15 protein-coding genes are annotated in these 17188 nt (G+C 70.0%); 6 read left to right on the top strand and 9 right to left on the bottom strand.

Features of this window, described 5'->3' with window-relative positions; all coding sequences use genetic code 11:
• Window positions 1–154 precede the first annotated feature (154 nt).
• The gene (locus tag ACE3TA_RS05355; RefSeq protein WP_374571285.1) at window positions 155–973 is read right to left on the bottom strand and encodes a DUF2306 domain-containing protein; all 819 of its coding nucleotides are present in this window, start codon (window positions 971–973) and stop codon (window positions 155–157) included.
• A 168-nt stretch (window positions 974–1141) separates the two neighbouring features.
• Between ACE3TA_RS05355 and ACE3TA_RS05350 the strand changes: the two genes are divergently transcribed.
• A complete protein-coding gene (locus ACE3TA_RS05350) occupies window positions 1142–2149 on the top strand; it encodes a helix-turn-helix domain-containing protein (protein ID WP_374571283.1) in 1008 nt (335 codons plus the stop codon).
• A gap of 260 nt (window positions 2150–2409) precedes the next feature.
• On the opposite strand, the gene ACE3TA_RS05345 is transcribed toward ACE3TA_RS05350, so the two are convergent.
• The 3 genes from ACE3TA_RS05345 to ACE3TA_RS05335 all read right to left on the bottom strand — a co-directional run bounded on the left by ACE3TA_RS05345 (window position 2410) and on the right by ACE3TA_RS05335 (window position 5010).
• The gene (locus ACE3TA_RS05345; RefSeq protein WP_374571281.1) at window positions 2410–2946 is read right to left on the bottom strand and encodes a VOC family protein; all 537 of its coding nucleotides are present in this window, start codon (window positions 2944–2946) and stop codon (window positions 2410–2412) included.
• Window positions 2947–3008: 62 nt separating this feature from the next.
• The gene (locus ACE3TA_RS05340) at window positions 3009–4151 is read right to left on the bottom strand and encodes a cobalamin-independent methionine synthase II family protein (RefSeq protein WP_374571279.1); all 1143 of its coding nucleotides are present in this window, start codon (window positions 4149–4151) and stop codon (window positions 3009–3011) included.
• 70 nt (window positions 4152–4221) lie between these two features.
• Window positions 4222–5010: a citryl-CoA lyase gene (locus tag ACE3TA_RS05335; protein WP_374571277.1), complete on the bottom strand. Its 789-nt coding sequence runs from the start codon at window positions 5008–5010 to the stop codon at window positions 4222–4224.
• Between the two features lie 192 nt (window positions 5011–5202).
• Here ACE3TA_RS05335 and ACE3TA_RS05330 point away from each other — a divergent pair, with 192 nt between their 5' ends.
• Together ACE3TA_RS05330 and ACE3TA_RS05325 are read left to right on the top strand one after the other, a co-directional pair.
• Entirely contained in the window at window positions 5203–6366 is a 1164-nt protein-coding gene (locus ACE3TA_RS05330; protein ID WP_374571275.1) for a CaiB/BaiF CoA transferase family protein, read from the top strand.
• A gap of 219 nt (window positions 6367–6585) precedes the next feature.
• Window positions 6586–8865: a TonB-dependent receptor gene (locus ACE3TA_RS05325; RefSeq protein ID WP_374571273.1), complete on the top strand. Its 2280-nt coding sequence runs from the start codon at window positions 6586–6588 to the stop codon at window positions 8863–8865.
• Between the two features lie 35 nt (window positions 8866–8900).
• Here the strand turns inward: ACE3TA_RS05325 and ACE3TA_RS05320 are convergent, their stop codons facing one another.
• Window positions 8901–9713, bottom strand: a complete 813-nt coding sequence (locus tag ACE3TA_RS05320; protein WP_374571270.1) for an IclR family transcriptional regulator C-terminal domain-containing protein — start codon at window positions 9711–9713, stop codon at window positions 8901–8903.
• 178 nt (window positions 9714–9891) lie between these two features.
• Between ACE3TA_RS05320 and ACE3TA_RS05315 the strand changes: the two genes are divergently transcribed.
• From ACE3TA_RS05315 to ACE3TA_RS05305, 3 genes are all read left to right on the top strand, one after another.
• Entirely contained in the window at window positions 9892–10608 is a 717-nt protein-coding gene (locus tag ACE3TA_RS05315; RefSeq protein WP_374571267.1) for an alpha/beta fold hydrolase, read from the top strand.
• Window positions 10609–10666: 58 nt separating this feature from the next.
• On the top strand, window positions 10667–11269 hold the full coding sequence (gene wrbA / locus ACE3TA_RS05310; RefSeq protein WP_374571265.1) for an NAD(P)H:quinone oxidoreductase: 603 nt from the start codon (window positions 10667–10669) through the stop codon (window positions 11267–11269).
• Between the two features lie 174 nt (window positions 11270–11443).
• On the top strand, window positions 11444–12877 hold the full coding sequence (locus ACE3TA_RS05305) for a serine hydrolase domain-containing protein (RefSeq protein WP_374571263.1): 1434 nt from the start codon (window positions 11444–11446) through the stop codon (window positions 12875–12877).
• Window positions 12878–12907: 30 nt separating this feature from the next.
• Here the strand turns inward: ACE3TA_RS05305 and ACE3TA_RS05300 are convergent, their stop codons facing one another.
• The 4 genes from ACE3TA_RS05300 to ACE3TA_RS05285 are packed head-to-tail and all read right to left on the bottom strand — an operon-like array spanning window position 12908 to window position 16927.
• Window positions 12908–14062 (bottom strand): DSD1 family PLP-dependent enzyme, encoded by a 1155-nt coding sequence (locus ACE3TA_RS05300; protein ID WP_374571261.1) that lies wholly within the window; start codon window positions 14060–14062, stop codon window positions 12908–12910.
• Window positions 14059–15036, bottom strand: a complete 978-nt coding sequence (gene dgcA / locus ACE3TA_RS05295; RefSeq protein WP_374571259.1) for an N-acetyl-D-Glu racemase DgcA — start codon at window positions 15034–15036, stop codon at window positions 14059–14061. The genes ACE3TA_RS05300 and dgcA overlap by 4 nt, the downstream gene beginning before the upstream one ends.
• A complete protein-coding gene (locus tag ACE3TA_RS05290) occupies window positions 15033–16052 on the bottom strand; it encodes a DUF1611 domain-containing protein (RefSeq protein WP_374571257.1) in 1020 nt (339 codons plus the stop codon). The genes dgcA and ACE3TA_RS05290 overlap by 4 nt, the downstream gene beginning before the upstream one ends.
• A gap of 47 nt (window positions 16053–16099) precedes the next feature.
• The gene (locus tag ACE3TA_RS05285; protein WP_374571256.1) at window positions 16100–16927 is read right to left on the bottom strand and encodes a M55 family metallopeptidase; all 828 of its coding nucleotides are present in this window, start codon (window positions 16925–16927) and stop codon (window positions 16100–16102) included.
• Window positions 16928–17188 lie beyond the last annotated feature (261 nt).

The following is a 17188-nucleotide window of genomic DNA, read 5'->3' as shown; positions in this document are numbered from 1 at the left end:
ATCTCCTTCTGACCGGACCAGCTTCAGCGCGCAAAACGCCCACGTCTTTTGGCGTGCTCACGGAGGTTTTTGCAGGTCGCACGCATTGGCCGGCGCGATGTCGAGGCGAGCGCGGCCGACCTCCCGAGCGCCAGGCGTTCGCCGCACGGGAAGCCTAGATGTAGGGCCCCCACATGAAGGCGATCGTGCCGAACACCCCGGCGGCGGTGAAGGCCGAGGCCAGCACCAGGAGCGCGGCCACCGCCGCCCTGCCCGCGCCGCGAGCGCTTCTCCGGGCGGCGAAATAGAGCTCCAGCACCGCCAGCGGGATCAGGTAGCTGCCGAAGGTCAGGACGATATCGGCGGGGCCGGACAGGGTGTCGTTCATGCCGACCGGGCCCTGGTTCACCACCACCCAGCCCATGATCCCGACGCGCAGGAACCAGACGCCGCTGACCACCATGAAGGTGCGCATGGCCCAGCGACGGTGGGCCTCGAACCGGCGCTTCAGGGCCTCGCGCCAAGCCAGGCCGGCGAACGCGAGGATCAGCAGCGCATTGACGAGAATGGCCGTGGTCGAGACGGCCGACAAGGATGAGCCCCGCACCAGCGACAGCCACATGCCGCTCAGCGCCATGAAGATCGCGATCACGATGAAGGCCCGGCCGGTCCAGCGATGCAGGCCCGGCCATCGGCGGCGCAGCGCCGGCGCCAGCTGCATCAGGCCGCCGAGCGTCACCACCGAAGCCAACAGCACATGGGCGGCGAACACGGCGTCGCCCACGGGGTCGCCGGCGATATAGCCGTCGATGAGCGGCTTGTCGTTCCAGCCGGCGAAGTCCCCCGTCGCGGTGCGTACGCCATAGAAGGCCAGGATGAAGACAATGAAGGCCGCCTGGCCGAACACGGCGACGGCGAACCAGAGACGGCCCGCCCAACCGAGGGCGCTTGCGGCGGCGCCGTGCTGGGCGGAGGAAGACGAGGCGATCGACATGGGCGCTCCTGCTGCGGCCGAAGGGTCGAAGGCGCTCGTGCGCGGACGCCGCCCGCGCCGTCTCGCCGATTTGGAATTCGGCGAGAGATTTTCGACGCCGGCCTATCGGCGCGCCGCTGGACATGGCCGGGCGGGCGGCGGCATCCTTCGCGCCGAATGGGGCGGCCGATGACATCAACGGAGACGCTCGGCGCGTCCCTGGCGGCGGTCGGGCGGGGTCTGAAGCCCCGGCGGCCGCGTGGCCGGCTGCAGGTCAGCGCGGCGATCGCGGCGGCCTCCTTCGTCTGCTACATCCTGGCCCGGCTGCTGAAGGGTGACGCGGCCGCGGTCTTCTCAGTGATCGGCGTGGGCGCCTGCGGCTGGGCCTGGCTGGTGGCCCGCGCCCTGTTCGACCCGGCCGAGCGCGACGCCGCATGGGCGCTGATACTGGCCGGCGTCGTGGCGGCGACGGGGGCCCTGTCGGTGCTGGCGCCGGCGGGCGGCCTGATCGGCCGCGTGGCCGGCAACGCCTATGTGCTCAGCGGATCGGCCGCGCTGGTGCTGACGTTCGTCGAGCCCTTCCTGCGCTGGCGGCCCGACCTGCCGTCGATCGAGAAGCGGTTCCGGATCGCCTTCACGGGAGGCTACGCCCTCCTGGTCGCGGCGTCGGTGATGGATCTCTGGCCCCTGGGCGAGGGCCCGCAAGCAGTGTTGCGCGGCGACCTGATCAAGGCCGGCTGCGCCCTGGCGGGCCTGGTCGCCGTGCTGGCGGCGGCGCGGTTCCGCGGTCGCCATCCGCTGGCGGCCGCCGCGCCGCCCCGGCGCCTGGCCACGGCCGAGGATGCGCGCCTGGCGGAAAGGCTGATGCGGATGCTGGCGGACGAGGACCTGGCCGCCCGGCCCGAGCTGAAGATCGGCGAGGTGGCCGCGCGGCTGGGCGAACCGGAATATCGCGTCTCCCAGTGCATCAGCGCCGCGCTCGGCTTTGCGAACTTCAACCGCTGGATCAACCACCACCGGATCGCGCGCGCCAAGGCCCTGCTGGCCGACCCGGCCGAGCGCCGCTCGATCCTGGAGATCGCCTTCGCCTGCGGCTTCGCCTCGCTGGGCCCGTTCAACCGCGCGTTCCGGGACGACACGGGGATGACGCCGAGGGCTTATCGAGCCTCCAGTCGCGGGGCGATGTCCTCCCGTTGAACGGATAGCTTCGACAGCTTCGCCCGCGAGATGACGGGCGTTCCGAGCCGAGAGGATCAGCAAGAGGCCTTCAAAGACCAGCGACGCGGGCCCAATCCCAAGCGGATGCCCGGCGCCCCGGCCTTCATCTGATGGCGTGCTCGCTCATGAACGCCCCCGTGTCAGCTCGGGTCGATCATCGGCGCCATGGAGGAACCCATCGAGCTCATCCGGGCCGCCCCCGCGCAAGGCCTGGGCGCGCGCCCGCCGTTCTTCGCCGCCTATCTGAAGGTGTTGTTCGAGGTGTGGTCGCCCTTCAGCCAGCGCGCCAGATCCTCGTGGGCGGTCTTTCGGCGCGCCGCGTTGATCTCGGGGGCGTTCGGCGGGTCGCAGGTGAATTCCAGGATCATGCCGTTCGGATCGGACACGTACACCGAGCGGCAGTAGCCGTGGTCGAGCACATAGGTGTCGGGCTCGCGATAGCCGGCCGCGTGGATCCGCTCCTCGATCTCCTTCTGGGTCGCCGCGTCGACGTTCAGCGCGATGTGGTGGAAGGGCGAGGCGGGCATCTTCGGACCGAACAGCTCCTGGTCCTCCGCGCCGGCGAACTGGAAGAACGCGAGCGCGCCGCCGTCGCCGATCCCGAAGAAGCAGTGGCAATAGGTGCGCATCGCCCCGAACAGCTCGTCGGACTCGCTCCACGTCGCCACGAGCGGCAGGCCGATCACCTCCTCGTAGAACTTGCGCGTCGCCTCGATGTCGCGCGTGACATAGGCGGTGTGGTGGAGCCTGGTCGGCAGTCTGGTTTCCTGAGCCATGTTTCGTCCCTCGGTCTGAGTTGCGCGGAGGTCCCCGCGGCGGGGCCCCGCCTTGGTGTCGGCTACCAAAATCGGTCGGAGGCGATCCGCGCGCCCTCGGCGAGCGCGGCCAGCTTCGCCCAGACGACGTCCGGATCGACGCCGCCCTGGCCGACGTGGATGCTGAAGCCGCAGTCCACGCCCGCCATGACGTTCTCGCGGCCCACCAGCCTGGCGTAGCGGCCGATGCGCTGGGCCACGAGTTCGGGGTGTTCGATGTAGTTCGACTGGCACTCGATCACGCCGGGGACCAGCACCTTGCCCTCGGGCGGCCGCATCGTCTCGAACATCTCCCACTCGTGGGCGTGGCGGGGATTGGCGGCCTCGAACAGGATGGCCGCGGGCTTGGCCAGCGACAGCACGTCGATGATGTCGGCGAACGGAACGTCGCAGTGGTGCGGGCCGGGATAGTTGCCCCAGCACATGTGCAGGCGCAGGCGCTCGGCGGGAATGTTGCGGACCGCATGGTTCAGCGCCTCGATGTGAAGGCGCATGCGGCCGCGGAACGCCTCCAGCGACAGGTCCGCGTACTGGACGTGCCGGCCCATGGCCAGGTCCGGGCAATCGAGCTGCAGCGTCAGGCCGGCCTCGGCGATGGTCTCGTATTCGAACCGCATCGCCTCGGCGATCGCGAAGAGGTACTCCTCGTGGGTCTTGTAGTACTCGTTGCGGAAGAACAGCGAGATGACGCCCGGCGAGGCGGCGCTGGAGAACAGGCCGGCGACGCCGGCCCCCTGCGCCGAGGCGTTGAGGTTGGCCACGTCCACCTTCGCCGAGACCTCGTCCATCACCTCGATCGGCCCGTTGCAGGCCGGCGTCCTGCGCACCTTTCGGCCGGGATTGGCGAAGACACGTTCGGCGGTGCGCGGAAAGTCGACCAGGTCCTGGAAGACGAAGCTGTTGCCCGTGCCGCCGAAGCCCGACAGCCGGTCCTTGACGTAGGTGGCGTAGCTCGGCTTCGACATCTCCCCGTCGTTGACGATGTCGACGCCGGCCCGGCTCTGGCGCTCGACCATTTCGGTCACCGCCTCGCGGACGCGGGCGTCCAGCGCCTCGCGGTCGACCGGCACGCCCTCCTCCTTGGCGAACATCATCTGCACCAGGTCGTCAGGCCGAGGCAGGCTTCCCGTGTGCGTGGTCAAGAACCGGTCGGTGCTGCGGAGCATGGCGATTTTCGATTATCGAAGTATTTTTCGGAAACACGCTATCTTGGGCGACGCGCCGATGTAAAGTGGCTCAACGGGCCGCCCGGGGACCGTCGTAGGTGATCGCCTCGGCGGCGGCGTTCGACATGATGAACCCGATGGAGCGCTCGGTCTCCTCTTGCAGATGCGCCAGCAGCCCCGCCGTCCGAGCCAGGATCGAGATGCTCTTCATGGCCGTGACGGGAAATCCGATCTCCAGCAGGATCGCCGGGATGACGCCGTTGATGTTGATCGGCAGCGCCCGCCCGAGCGCCTGCGGCAGCACCTCGGCGACCACGCCCAGCATCCGGATATAGGGGCCGTCGAGCCCGCGCTCCTTCGCCAGGGCCAGCAGCACGTTGGCGCGGGGATCTCCCCCGGCGTGCTGCGGATGGCCGAAGCCGGGGATCGGCGCCTTGGACGCCTTCATCTGCGACACGCGCTCGAACGCGGCGTCCTTGGCGGGCCGCCGGCCGGAGGCCTCGACAAGCTCGTGGAGGAAGTAGCCGGCGGCCTCGGCGCTGCCGAGCACCACCGAGCCGGAGCCCAGGAGGCCGGCGGCGACGGCGCCTTGAAGCGCCTCCGGCGCGGCGGCCAGCGTCATGCGCGCCGCCTGCACGCTCGGCACCAGGCCGTGCTCGGCGATGGCCACCAGAAGGGCGTTCACGAAGAACCGCTGGTTCGGGTCCGGGTCCCGCCCCATCAGCATCAGGAAGAAGTAGTCGGCGAAGTCGATCTTGCCGATCAGCTCACTGCAGAGGTCGCGCCCCCGGACGGTGATCGTGGCCGCGTCCGAGGTCGAGATGGCGGTGTAGGGCGCGTCCTGTTTTCCGATCCGCATGGCGAGTCTCCCCCATTGGCCAAGGCTTCGGCAGCCTCCTACACCCATCGCGACGAAATTTCCACATATCGAAATTGACTTCGATAATCGGAGGTCTCTAGTCTGCCGGCCGATCGGCGTTGGGCCGTGGCAAACGACGGCGCTCGCCCCGAAGGCGACGCGCGGCCGTCATTGGAAGTCATCGGAGAGCGAATGGCCGGCGTGCTTGAGGGTCTTCGTGTCCTGGAGATGGGCACGTTCATCACCGGACCGGCCGCGGCCATGCTGCTCGGCGACATGGGCGCCGACGTCGTCAAGATCGAGCGGCCGAAGACGGGCGATCCGTTCCGCGCCTTCAAGGGCGGCCTCTACAGCCCGCACTTCCAGACCTACAACCGCAACAAGCGCAGCCTGACCCTGGACACCCGCCAGGCGCGGGATCTGGAGCTGCTGGACGCCCTGGCGGCCGACGCCGACGTCTTCATCCAGAACTTCAGGCCGGGCGTGGCCGAAGAGCTCAACGTCGGCTGCGCGCGGCTGCAGGGGATCAATCCGGCCCTGGTCTACTGCGGCATTTCGGGGTTCGGCCACCACGGGCCCGACGCGGACCGCCCCGCCTACGACACGGTGGCGCAGGCCGCCAGCGGATGGCTCCGCCTGCTGATCAACCCGAAGAACCCGCGGGTCGTCGGCCCGGCGATCGCCGACGCGGTCACCGGCTTCTACGCGGCGCTGTCGATCCTGGGGGCGCTGCACGAGCGGCAAGGCTCCGGCCGCGGCCGGCGCGTCGACGTCTCGATGCTCGAGGCCATGTGCCACTTCAACCTCGACGACTTCACCCACTACTTCTCGGCCGGCGAGATCATGGGGCCCTACACCCGCCCCAGCGTTTCGCAGTCGTATGTGTTCGAATGCTCGGACGGCGGCTGGATCGCGCTCCACATGTCCTCGCCGGAGAAGTTCTGGGAGGGGCTGGCCGCCGCCATCGAGCGGCCGGACCTGTTCGAGGACCCGCGGTTCGCCGACCGGCAGGCGCGCATCCGCCACCAGGAAGACCTGATCGGCCTCATGGCGCCGATCTTCAGGACCCGGACCCGGTCGGAATGGTGCGAGCGCCTGAAGGATCAGGGCGCGCCCTATTCCCCGATCTACGATTCCAGCGAGGCGCTGAAGGACCCGCAGGCCGAGCACCTGCGCATCCAGGTCGAGGCGGAACACCCGACGATGGGCCGCTTCCGCACCGTGCGCTTCCCCTCGAGTTTCGACGACCAGCCGCTCGACAAGGTCTCCCCGCCGCCGACGCTCGGCGAACACGACGCCGAAATCCGCGCCAAGGCGGGCCGCATCTGGCGTCAGGCCAAGGCCGCGGCCGGCTAGCTCGAAACTTCGTATATCGAAATTGACTTCGGATAGCGAAATTTATATGGGTTAACGGCAGGAAGGTTCCGATGGGCGACCCGCCCGTATGCGAGCTCCGCCAGCGCGCGGTCCTCGCGGACATCGACGCGCCGAACCCATGGTCCGGCCGTCGGGGGCAGCTTCGTTCCGGAAGATGAAAGCGGCGCGCAAAGACCGCCGCCAAACAGGGGGAAGCGAATGAAGCGGCTCGATACGCTGTGCGCGGACAATTTCATCAAGGCCTTGCTCGGCGGCGCGGGCGCCGCGGCGCTGGCCGCCGGCGCATCGCCGGCCTGGGCCCAGGACGGCCAGGCGGCGCCCGCCGCGGCCGAGCCCGCCCCGCCGGCCATCGAAGAAGTGGTGGTCACCGCGCGCCAACGCAGCGAGGGCATCCAGCAGGTCCCGGCCCAGGTCACCGCCTTCACCGAGCAGGCGATCACCTCCAAGGGCATCGGCAGCCCCTCCGACTTCCTCTCCGCCGTGCCCAACGTCACCTTCGTGGCGACCCAGAACGCCGGCACGAGCTTCATCGTGATCCGCGGCATCTCCCAGGCCCGCAACAGCGAGCCGTCGGTGTCGGTGGTGGTGGACGGCGTGCCGATGACCCAGCCGGCGCAGTTCAACCAGGCGCTGCTCGACATCAAGCAGATCGAGGTGCTGAAGGGGCCCCAGGGCGCGCTCTACGGCCGCAACGCCATCGGCGGCGCGATCCTGATCACCACCCAGCCGCCGGGCGACGAATGGGAGACGAAGGTGACGGCGGGCTACGAGAGCGGCCCCGGGGTGAAGCTGCAGGGCGTCGCCGGCGGCCCCCTCAGCGACACCCTGAAGATGCGCGCGGCCGTCTACTATTTCGACACCGACGGCCACCTGAAGAACGAGGACCGGGCCGACGGGTCGGCGGCGCGCAAGGCCGACCCGGTGAAGGACTTCAACGCCCGGCTCTCGTTCCTCTACCAGCCGACCACGGATTTCTCGGCGGACCTGCGCCTGTCCACCGACCTGTTGAACACCCGCGGGCTCTACTACGTGATCCCGGACTTCGGCTCGCCGCGGTTCAACGATCCGAACTTCACCGGCCAGCCGATCAACCTCAACAACTCCGGCCGCGACGTGCGGAAGATCTACGACGGCGCGCTGAAGCTGAACTATGACGCCCCCTACGGCGTCTTCACCTCCATCACCGGCTACAGCACGGTCTGGGAAAGCCTCACCGGCGACGGCTATCCGTTCGATCCCTTCGGCCAGAGCCGGATCGCCTTCGACTTCGCCCAGAGCCAGTTCCTGACCGCCAAGACCTTCAGCCAGGAAGTGCGCTTCACCTCGCCGTCCGACCGGCGCTTCCGCTGGATCGTCGGCGGCCAGTTCTTCAAGACCAAGCGCTACATCTCCACCGGCAACATGTTCGACGTCGCCGACGAGGGTGTGCAGCCGATCTATCGCACGCCCAATCCGGCGGTCTTCCAGCCGCAGGGCCAGATCTCGTTCCTGGCGGATTCGCAGGACCAGTTGGCCTGGGCCGGCTACCTCGACACCTCGACGAACCTGACCGACAAGCTCGAGCTGTCGCTGAACGTCCGCTACGACCACGACCGCCGCAAGAACACGACGGAGACGCCGCAAGCCTTCCTGACCGCGGCAGGCATCCCCGCCACGACCGGCGAGACCCGCTCGCATACCTGGTCGGAGGTGCAGCCCCAGGTGATCCTGCGCTACGAGGCGATGAGCAACTTCAACGTCTACGCCAGCTACGGCCGCGGCTTCCGCAGCGGCGGCTTCAACCAGACGGGCGTGGCGACCGCCGCCGCCGCCGCCGGCTTCGACAACGTCGGCGACCTGTTCGACGCCGAGACCGCCACCACCTACGAGGCCGGCTTCAAGAGCCGGTGGCTTGAGAACCGCCTGACCCTGAACGCCAGCGCCTACACGACCTCCGACCAGGGCGCGTACTACTTCGTGTTCCTGGCCTCGAACTCCACCCAGAACCTCGGCAACATCAAGAAGGCGCGGCTCAACGGCGTCGACATCGACGCGTCGATGCGGTTCACCCGCGAGCTCACCGGCAACCTCGGCTTCGGCTACACCGACAGCGAGATCATCGACTTCCCCGGCGCGTCGAGCGCCCTGGTGAAGGGCTCAAAGGTCCCGCTGGTCTCCGACTACACCCTGAACGCCTCGCTCCAGTACACGCACGAGTTGGCGAACGGCTGGGAGGCGATGCTGCGCGCCGACGACAACCTGATCGGCCCGACGACGTTCGTGATCCCCGTCCCGGCGGTCGGCGAGCCGAAGCCGATCGCGCGCCACGCGGTCAATCTCCTGGACCTGCGGGCGAGCCTCAACTCGGACGCCTGGACCCTCACCGTCTGGTCGAAGAACGTCCTGAACAAGCGCTACAACACCGAGTACTCGACGGGCGGCTTCCTCTTCAAAGGCCAGCCGCGCACCTGGGGCGTCGACCTCACCCACCGCTTCTGAAGAGACGGGGCGGGCGGCGCCAGCCCCCGCCCGCTTCAGGCCGGATGCACGGATCTGACGAGGAACGGCTGGCGGCGGAGCGCCGCCTGGATGTGCCGGGTGGCGTTCTGCAGCACCGGCAGGCGCGTGCGCACGAGTTCGTCCAGACCGACGCGGGACGTGGAGGTGGAGCAGTTGATCGCCGCCATCGAGCGCCCGCTCTCGTCGAGGATCGGCACGGCGATCGAGATCAGGCCGTAGTCGAGCTCGTCCTTGACCGCCGAATAGCCGTCGCGGCGCACCTGCATCAGCACCTGCTCGAGCTCGGCGCGCGAGGTCACGGTGTGCTCGGTCAGGGAGGCGAACTCGCCAGTGTCGAGATAGCCGTTCCTGACGTCGTCCGCCTCGAAGGCGAGCATGGCGCGCCCCAGAGAGGTCGCATAGGCGGGGAAGCGCGTGCCGATCCCCGCCGCCAGGCGGACCATCCGGTTCGTCGACACGTGCACGAGATAGAGGATGTCGGAGCCGCTGAGCACCGCCAGGGAGGAACTGTCGCCGGTCTCGTCGCGCACGGCCTGCAGATGCGGGCGGACGATTTCGCCGAGGCTCATGGAGTCCAGGTAGGCGGAGGCGAAGCTCATGACCTCCGGCCGCAGCAGGAAGTTGCGGTGGTACTTGGCCACGTAGCCCAGCTTCACCAGCGTGTTCAGGCACCGCCGGGCCGCCGCCGGGGAAAGTCCGGTGACCTCGGCCACCTCGCTCAGCGTCATCTGCGGGTTCTCGCGGCCGAAGGCCCGGAGCACCGAAAGCCCCCGTTCGAGGGTCGTGAGATATTCGGTGTCGGCGTGCTTTTCGTCGTCTGAGGCCATGCCAAATCCCGGATGAGATTTTCCGCTATGCGAAAGAACGTTCACTAGAGGCGCGCCGCGCGGTTTGTCCACGTCCCTTCACGCGAGCCGCCATTTTTTCGCATATCGAAGCTTTTTCCGCATATAGAAATTGTGTAGCTTGGGCCGACGCCGCTCAGGAGCCGCCAGAACCGTGCCCATGCGTGAAAAGCCCCACCTTTTGCTGCTGCCTGGAATGATCTGCGACGAGGCGTTCTGGCGCGCCCAGGTCGAGGCCCTGGCGGGGATCTGCGAGCCGGCGGTCATGAACTTCGGGGTGCTGGACAGCTTCGAGGCCATGGCCCGGTCGGTGCTGGCCGACGCGCCGGCCCGGTTCGCCCTGGCCGGCCACTCGATGGGAGGGCGGGTCGCCCTGGAGATCATGCGGCTGGCGCCGGAGCGGGTGCTGAAGCTCGCGCTGGCCGCCACGGACTATCGCGGTCACGAAAGCGCCGAGACGCGTGCGGCCGAGGCCGCCCGCCGCGACATGATGCTGGCCAAGGCGACAGCCGACGGCATGGACGGCTTCGGGCGGATGTGGCTGAGCCAAATCCTGCCGCCGTATCGATTGGCCGACGAGGCCCTGGCCGCCGACGTGCTCGCCATGATGGCGCGCCAGCCGGTGGAGGCGTTGGCGGCCCAGACCCGTGCGGCGCTGATGCGCGGCGACCATTCGAAGCTGCTGGCGACCATCTCGTGTCCGACCCTGATCTGCGCGGGCGACGACGACCCGCTGCGCCCCGTAGCGATCCATCAGCGGATGGCCGAGCAGATCGCCGGCGCCCGGCTCGTCGTGATCGAGCGATGCGGCCACATGGTCGCGATGGAGCGGCCCGAAGCCGTCACCGCCGCCCTGGAGAACTGGTTGCTCGCGTGATCCGCGGCCCGCGCGGCGCGGGCCGGTTCTCGCGCAAGATGGGCGAATGGAGGTCCAGTTGACGAAGATCTTGGTGCTCTACTACTCGAGCTACGGCCATGTGGAGATCATGGCGAACGCGGTGGCGGAGGGCGTGCGATCGGCGCCCGGCGCCGTGGCGAGCCTCAAGCGCGTGCCTGAACTCGTGCCCGAGGAGGTCGCCCGGGGCGCAGGCGTCAAGCTCGAACAGGACGCCCCGATCGCCGATCCCCTGGAGCTCGGCGACTATGACGCGATCATCTTCGGCACGCCCACCCGCTTCGGCAACATGGCCGCGCAGATGCGCAACTTCCTGGACCAGACCGGGCCCTTGTGGGCCAGGGGAGCGCTGGTCGGAAAGATCGGCAGCGTGTTCACCTCCACCGCCAGCCAGCACGGCGGCCAGGAGACGACGATCACCTCGTTCCACACCACGCTGCTGCACCACGGGATGATCGTCGTGGGCCTGCCCTACACCTGGGCGGGGAACGCGCAGATGGCGGAGATCAGCGGCGGCACCCCCTACGGCGCCAGCACGCTCACGGGGGCGGACGGCTCCCGCCTTCCCAGCGAAAATGAGCTCGAAGGCGCCCGATTCCAGGGCCGCCACGTCGCCGAATTGGCCGGCCGGCTCAACCGGTAGGCGGGCGCTCGCCCACGGACTGTCGGACAGGGGACGATCGGGGATAGGCTGCGGGCATGGCCGCGCCGCAAGCCTATTGCCTTGGCCGGCCGCATTTATAAAACTGCGCTCAGATTCAATTATGACGGCGCCGGCCTCTCGAGGCGGCCCTGTCCGCGACCCCGGAGGCGCAGCTTGACCCCCACTCCCATCGCCGAACCCGCCCTCGCCACCTCGCGCCGCGGGCTTCTTCGCGGCTCGGCCGGCGCCCTGCTCATGTCGGGCCTGGCCGCCTCGGCCGCCGCCGCCGCCGCCGCGCCCGCCCAGGACATCGACGCCATCATCGAACGGGCCATGAAGCAGGCGCCGTTCCCGGCCGTCGTCGTCGCCGCGCGCAAGGGCGAGACCGACGTCTATCGCAAGGCGTTCGGCTACATCGACCTGGAGAACAAGGTGGCGGCCACCACCGACGACGTCTTCCCGATCGGGTCGGTGACCAAGACCATGACCGGGCTTTCGGTGATGCAGCTCGTCGCCCAGGGCCGCATCGGGCTCGACGACACCGCCGCCACCTACCTGGACGGCCTGCCGCCGGCGATCGGCGCCCTGAAGGTCCGCAACCTGCTCGACCACACCTCGGGCCTGGTCGGCTACACCGACGTGCCGGGCTTTCCCTGGGCGAGCCAGCGGCCGTTCACCCGGCAGGAGGTGGTCGGCTGGTTCGCCGACAAGCCGCTGCAGTTCGAGCCGGGCACGCGGTGGAGCTACACCAACTCGGGCCTCTACCTGCTGGGCCTGATCATCGAGAAGGTGTCCGGCGCCAGCTACGAGGACTATCTCGCCGAGCACGTCTTCAAGCCCTTCCGCATGACCAACAGCTCCATGGCCGGCTGGGAGCGGCTGATCCCGCGCCGGGCGCACGGCTACCTCGTCAAGGCCGGCGCCCTGGAGAACGCGCCGCGCTACGATCCGCTCGTGCCCTTCTCCGCCGGCGGGGTGCTCTCCACCCTCGACGACATGATGAAGTACCGCCGCGGCGTGTTCGGCGACGGCCCGACCACGCCGCAGGTGCGCCAACTGATCCAGCAGCAGGACAAGCTCAAGGACGGCCTGGTGCTGCCCTACGCCCTCGGCTGCCTGGCGATCACCACCTTCGAGGGCCACCGCAAGATCGGCCACCCCGGCGACATCTTCGGCTTCTCCTCGCAGTATTCGTATTATCCCGACGACGACCTGACGATCGTCATGTTCTCCAACATGCAGAACGGCGCGATGCCGCTGATCTCGCTCGAACAGAAGGTCGCCCGGGCGCTGCTGGGCGTGCCGCAGCCGACGATCGTCGACCTGCCGCTGTCCAAGTCCCTCGGCGAGAGCCTGGCGGGCTCCTACGAGATCGGCGAGATCCGCTTCGCGGTCAACGAGATGACCTTCACCTTCAAGGACGGCGCGCTCTACGTCGCCTTCGAGCACGGACCGCCGATCGCGCTTCGCCATCAGGGCGGGAACGAATTCGTCTCCAGCCTGGACGACGAGCACCGCTTCCGCTTCGACACGCACGGCCGGCCGGCGCGGGTGTTCATGTCCTACTACGGCTCGACCTTCGAGGCGACGCGCGCCGAGGCGCGGTGACGCCGGCGGGCGGCGGCCGCGCGCCGCCGCCTACTGCGCCCGCCCGCGCGCCTCGACGGGCCAGATGTCGACCAGCGCGCCGTCCCGCACCACGTGGATGACGTCGTAGAGATTGACGGTCGGGTCGCAGTGCGGCGTCACGCACGAGACCACCGCGCCGGGGGCGAGGCGGCCCGCGCCGGGGGGCAGGCTGAGCAGGCCCTGTTCGTCGCCGAAGAAGGCATAGGTCGTCCCCGGCGGCGCGCCCGACGCCACGCTGGGCACGCCCGCCTCGGTGGCGAACGCCTTGCATCCGGCGTCCGTCGTCGCGCGGCCAGGCCGGGCCGCGCTCACCACCGTCGACTGCACGAACAGCGAGGTCTCGAACGGCGGCGGGCCTTCCGATCCGCCCCACACGTCGTTGTACTCGCGGTCCATGAACACATAGGAGCCGGCCTGCAGCTCGGTGAGCACGCCCAGGTCCGGATCCAGGTCGAAGGTGCCGGTGCCGCCCCCGGTGACGATCCTCGGCGCCAGGCCGCACCGCTCCAGCTCGCGCTTGAAGCCGCGCAGGAGCTCCAGCGCCGCCGACGTGGCCGCGCGCCGCGCGCCGCGGCCGCGGATGTGCATCACGTGCCCCGCGTAGCCCTGGACGCCGTAGAGCTCCAGTCCGGGCGTCTCGGCGATCAGCCGCGCCAGTTGCACGCCGTCGCGAAGCGTCGCCACGCCGGTGCGGCCCAGCCCGACGTCGATGTCCACCAGCACGCGCAGGCGCAAGCCGGCGGCGGCCGCGCCGCGTCCGAGCCGGCGCGCGTTGTCGGCGTCGTCGCACACCACCATCAGGTCCGGCGCGCGGGCGAGGAGCGCGATCAGCCGCGCCAGCCCCATGTCCGTCACCACCGGCGAGGTCAGCAGCAGGCCGGTGACGCCGAGCGCGGCGAAGACCTCGGCCTCGGCCAGCTTGGCGCAGCAGAGCCCCACGGCCCCGGCCGCCATCTGCCGGCGGGCGATCTCGCCGCACTTGTGCGTCTTGGCGTGGGGACGCAGGGCCAGGCCGCGCTGCTCGCAATACCGGGCCATGGCCTGCAGGTTGCGCTCGAACGCCGGCAGGTCCAGCACCAGGGCCGGCGTGTTCAGCGCCGCGCGCGAGCCGGCGCGGCCGATCAGACAGGCGTTCAGCCACGCCCCGTCGGCGGGACGCGTCACCCCCAAAGCTCCGGCGTGGGCGGCGACACGATTCCGCGCTCGTAGACCAGGCCGTGCGGCCGGTCGCAGCCGTGCATCAGCGGCCCGTCCAGGTCCACCACCGCCGCGCCCTGCCCCACGAGGCTGGCCGGCGCCATCGCCAGGGACGTGCCCGCCATGCAGCCGACCATCACCTGGAAACCCCGCGCCTTGGCCGCCGCCGCCAGGGCGAGGGCCTCGGTGAGGCCGCCGGTCTTGTCGAGCTTGATGTTCACCAACTGGTAGAGCCCCTCGAGCGCGTCCAGCGAGGCGCGGTCGACGCAGGACTCGTCGGCCGCCAGGCGGATGGAGCCGGTGTAGCCGGCGAGCAACGGGTCCTGCCCCCTCGGCAGGGGCTGCTCGATCAGGCTGACGCCGTGCGCCTCCATGGCCCGCGCGGCCGCGTTGAGCTGGTCCAGGTCCCAGGCCTGGTTCGCATCGACGATGATCTCGGCCCTCGGCGCCTCGGCGCGGACCATCGCCACCACGTCCGCGGCGCGCTCGGCGTCGAGCTTGATCTTCAGCAGCGGCAGGTCGGCGGCGGCGCGCGCCTTGCCGCGCACCTCCTCGGCGTCGCCGAGCCCGATGGTGAAGGCCGTCACCAGCGGCCCGGGCGGCGCCAGGCCGGCCAGCCGCCAGGCGCGCACGCCCGCGGCCTTCGCCTCCAGGTCCCACAGGGCGCAATCGAGGGCGTTCCTCGCCCCGCCGGGCCCGAGCAGCCGTTGCAGGCCCGCGCGGTCCAGCGTCGCGAAGGCGCCGCTGATCGCCTCGATCTGCGCCGTCATGGTCTTGGGCGTCTCGCCGTCGTAGGGCACGCCGGCCGCCTCGCCGCGCCCGCGCCGGCCCTCGTCGTCCTCCACCTCCACGACGATCATCGGCAGGCTGTCCATGACCCCGCGGGAGATGCGCAGCGGCGGATCGATCGGCCAGCGCTCCTCGCGCACCTCGACCCTCACGCCGCCGCTCCCGCGTCGGCGGCCAGCAGGTGGTCGGCCAGCTCGCCGGCCCCGTCGCGTATGGGATCGAAGACCGGCAGGCCGAAGCGCTGGCGAAGCTCGGCCTTCACGGCCTCGGCGGCGGCCTCGTCCAGTCCGGAGGTGTTGATCGACAGGCCCGCGCAGCGGATGGCCGGGTTGGTGAGCGCCCCTTCCAGGCGATGGCGCTCGATCGCCACCTCCGCACTGACGATCGGATAGTCGTCGAAGCTGGCCAGGGTGCGGCGCTGGGGATCCAGGCACAGGACGAAGGCGTCCGGCTGGGAGCCGTGCAGCAGCGCCAGCGACACCCCGGCGTAGGCCGGATGGAACAGCGAGCCCTGCCCTTCGATGACGTCCCAATGGCCGGCGCTGTTGTCGGGGCTGAGCCATTCGGCCGCCCCGGCCGCGAAGTCGGCGACCACCGCGTCGAGCGGCACGCCGTCGCCGGCGATCATGATCCCGGTCTGGCCGGTCGCCCGGAAGGTCGCGTCGGCGCCCCGCTCGCGCAGGGCCGCGGCGATGGCGAGCGCGGCGTACTTCTTGCCGACCGCGCAGTCCACGCCGACGGTGAGCAGACGCCGGCCCGAGCGCTTGCGCCCGGTGGCGACGGGAAAGGCGCGGGCCGGCCGGCGCACGTCGTGCAAGGCGACGCCGCGGGCCTCGGCCGCCCGCGCCAGCTCCGGCACGTCGGCCAGCCTCTGGTGCAGGCCGCTCACCAGGTCCAGCCCGGCGTCGATCGCCGCCGTCAGGTGCGGAATCCAGCTCGCCGTCACCGCGCCGCCGACCGGCGCCACGCCGATCACCAGCGATCGTGCGCCCCTCTCGACGGCCTGGGCGAAGCTCAGGTCGGGAACCCCGAGGTCGACGGCGCATCCCTCCAGGCGGTGCTGGCCGACGACGTCGTCGCCGGCCCAGTCGCGCAGGCCGAACGCGGTCTTGGCGTGGGGCGCGTCGCGCGCCTCCCCGAGGAACAGCAGATAGGGCTTCTTCAGCATCGTCGACGCGCTAGACAAAATATGACCTCAAATTCAGTTAGAGGCGCTCAGGCGGCGGTGGCCATGCGCGCGAAGATCACGAACATCAGGAAGTGGGAGAGGCTGACGACGTCGGCCGCCTGGTAGCGCACCGTGTAGGCGTCCACGCGCGTGACCTCCGGCAGATAGGCCAGCCACTCGGCGACGAAGCGCGTGCGCAGTTGCAGCTCCAGGGTCACCGGCGTCGCCACCCGGTAGGGCTCGACCTGGCCGGCCCGGGCGACGGCCTCGGCGACCGTCTGGCGCAGGCGGGCCTCGGCGACGGCCGGCGACGGGCCGACGGCCGCGAAGCTCCCGTAGGCCTCCTTCAGGATCGCGCCGGGCATGGGGCCGAGCAGCGCCTGGGTTTCGGCCACCGCCACGTCGTCGCCGGCGATCATCAGGACCGGCGCGTCGAACGCGCCGGCGATGGCGGCGCTGATCACCGCCTCGGACGCCGGCTGGCCGTTCAGCCGCACCTCATGGATGAACTCGCTGCTCAGCGTATGCGACAGGACGCCGGCCGGGTTCGAGCCGCCCCCGTGGTAGCCGACCAGGAACACGCCGTCGAAGCGGCCGCGCTCTATGCCCTGCATCATGCCCAGCGGTCGCGGCCAGGAGCGGACGAGCTGGACATAGTCCGGCAGGGCGTCGGGGTGGATGTTCTGCCCGTTGCCGTGGGAATCGCTGACCACGAGCTCCTCGGCGCCGCAGGCCCTCGCCGCTTCGCACACCGCGACCACGCTGCGGGTCATCCAGGTCCGCGCCGCCTCGTACTCGAAGCCGCCAGGCCGCGTGTGCTCCTTCGAAACCACGGCCGCGATCCCCTCGATGTCGGCGGACACATAGAATCTCATTACGGGCTCCGATCCCCTTTGCGGCCTGGCCGCGCTTCGGCGTTGCGACCGCCGACGGACAAAAGTTGAGGCAAGCCTCATATAAATGCAAGGCCCGCCGCCGCGCGCCGCCGCAGGGGCGGGGCGCCCGGCGATGACGCACACGCCGGCCCGCCCGCGCCGCCCTGGCGCGCCCAGGCCACGACAATAATAAAATATGACCTCAATCTCATCTTTTTCTTGACGAGGACGCACGCCCGCCCTCCGATCTGCCCACGGACT

This window comes from Phenylobacterium sp. (assembly GCF_041916435.1).
Classification (GTDB): domain Bacteria; phylum Pseudomonadota; class Alphaproteobacteria; order Caulobacterales; family Caulobacteraceae; genus Phenylobacterium.
This window is presented reverse-complemented; position numbering and strand designations above follow the sequence as displayed.

What these genes read in the sequence shown, in the direction of transcription:
- ACE3TA_RS05355 (WP_374571285.1), bottom strand. Translation starts at nt 973, where the DNA reads ATGTCGATCGCCTCGTCTTCCTCCGCCCAGCACGGCGCCGCCGCAAGC.
- ACE3TA_RS05350 (WP_374571283.1), top strand. Translation starts at nt 1,142, where the DNA reads ATGACATCAACGGAGACGCTCGGCGCGTCCCTGGCGGCGGTCGGGCGG.
- ACE3TA_RS05345 (WP_374571281.1), bottom strand. Translation starts at nt 2,946, where the DNA reads ATGGCTCAGGAAACCAGACTGCCGACCAGGCTCCACCACACCGCCTAT.
- ACE3TA_RS05340 (WP_374571279.1), bottom strand. Translation starts at nt 4,151, where the DNA reads ATGCTCCGCAGCACCGACCGGTTCTTGACCACGCACACGGGAAGCCTG.
- ACE3TA_RS05335 (WP_374571277.1), bottom strand. Translation starts at nt 5,010, where the DNA reads ATGCGGATCGGAAAACAGGACGCGCCCTACACCGCCATCTCGACCTCG.
- ACE3TA_RS05330 (WP_374571275.1), top strand. Translation starts at nt 5,203, where the DNA reads ATGGCCGGCGTGCTTGAGGGTCTTCGTGTCCTGGAGATGGGCACGTTC.
- ACE3TA_RS05325 (WP_374571273.1), top strand. Translation starts at nt 6,586, where the DNA reads ATGAAGCGGCTCGATACGCTGTGCGCGGACAATTTCATCAAGGCCTTG.
- ACE3TA_RS05320 (WP_374571270.1), bottom strand. Translation starts at nt 9,713, where the DNA reads ATGGCCTCAGACGACGAAAAGCACGCCGACACCGAATATCTCACGACC.
- ACE3TA_RS05315 (WP_374571267.1), top strand. Translation starts at nt 9,892, where the DNA reads ATGCGTGAAAAGCCCCACCTTTTGCTGCTGCCTGGAATGATCTGCGAC.
- ACE3TA_RS05290 (WP_374571257.1), bottom strand. Translation starts at nt 16,052, where the DNA reads ATGCTGAAGAAGCCCTATCTGCTGTTCCTCGGGGAGGCGCGCGACGCG.
- ACE3TA_RS05285 (WP_374571256.1), bottom strand. Translation starts at nt 16,927, where the DNA reads ATGAGATTCTATGTGTCCGCCGACATCGAGGGGATCGCGGCCGTGGTT.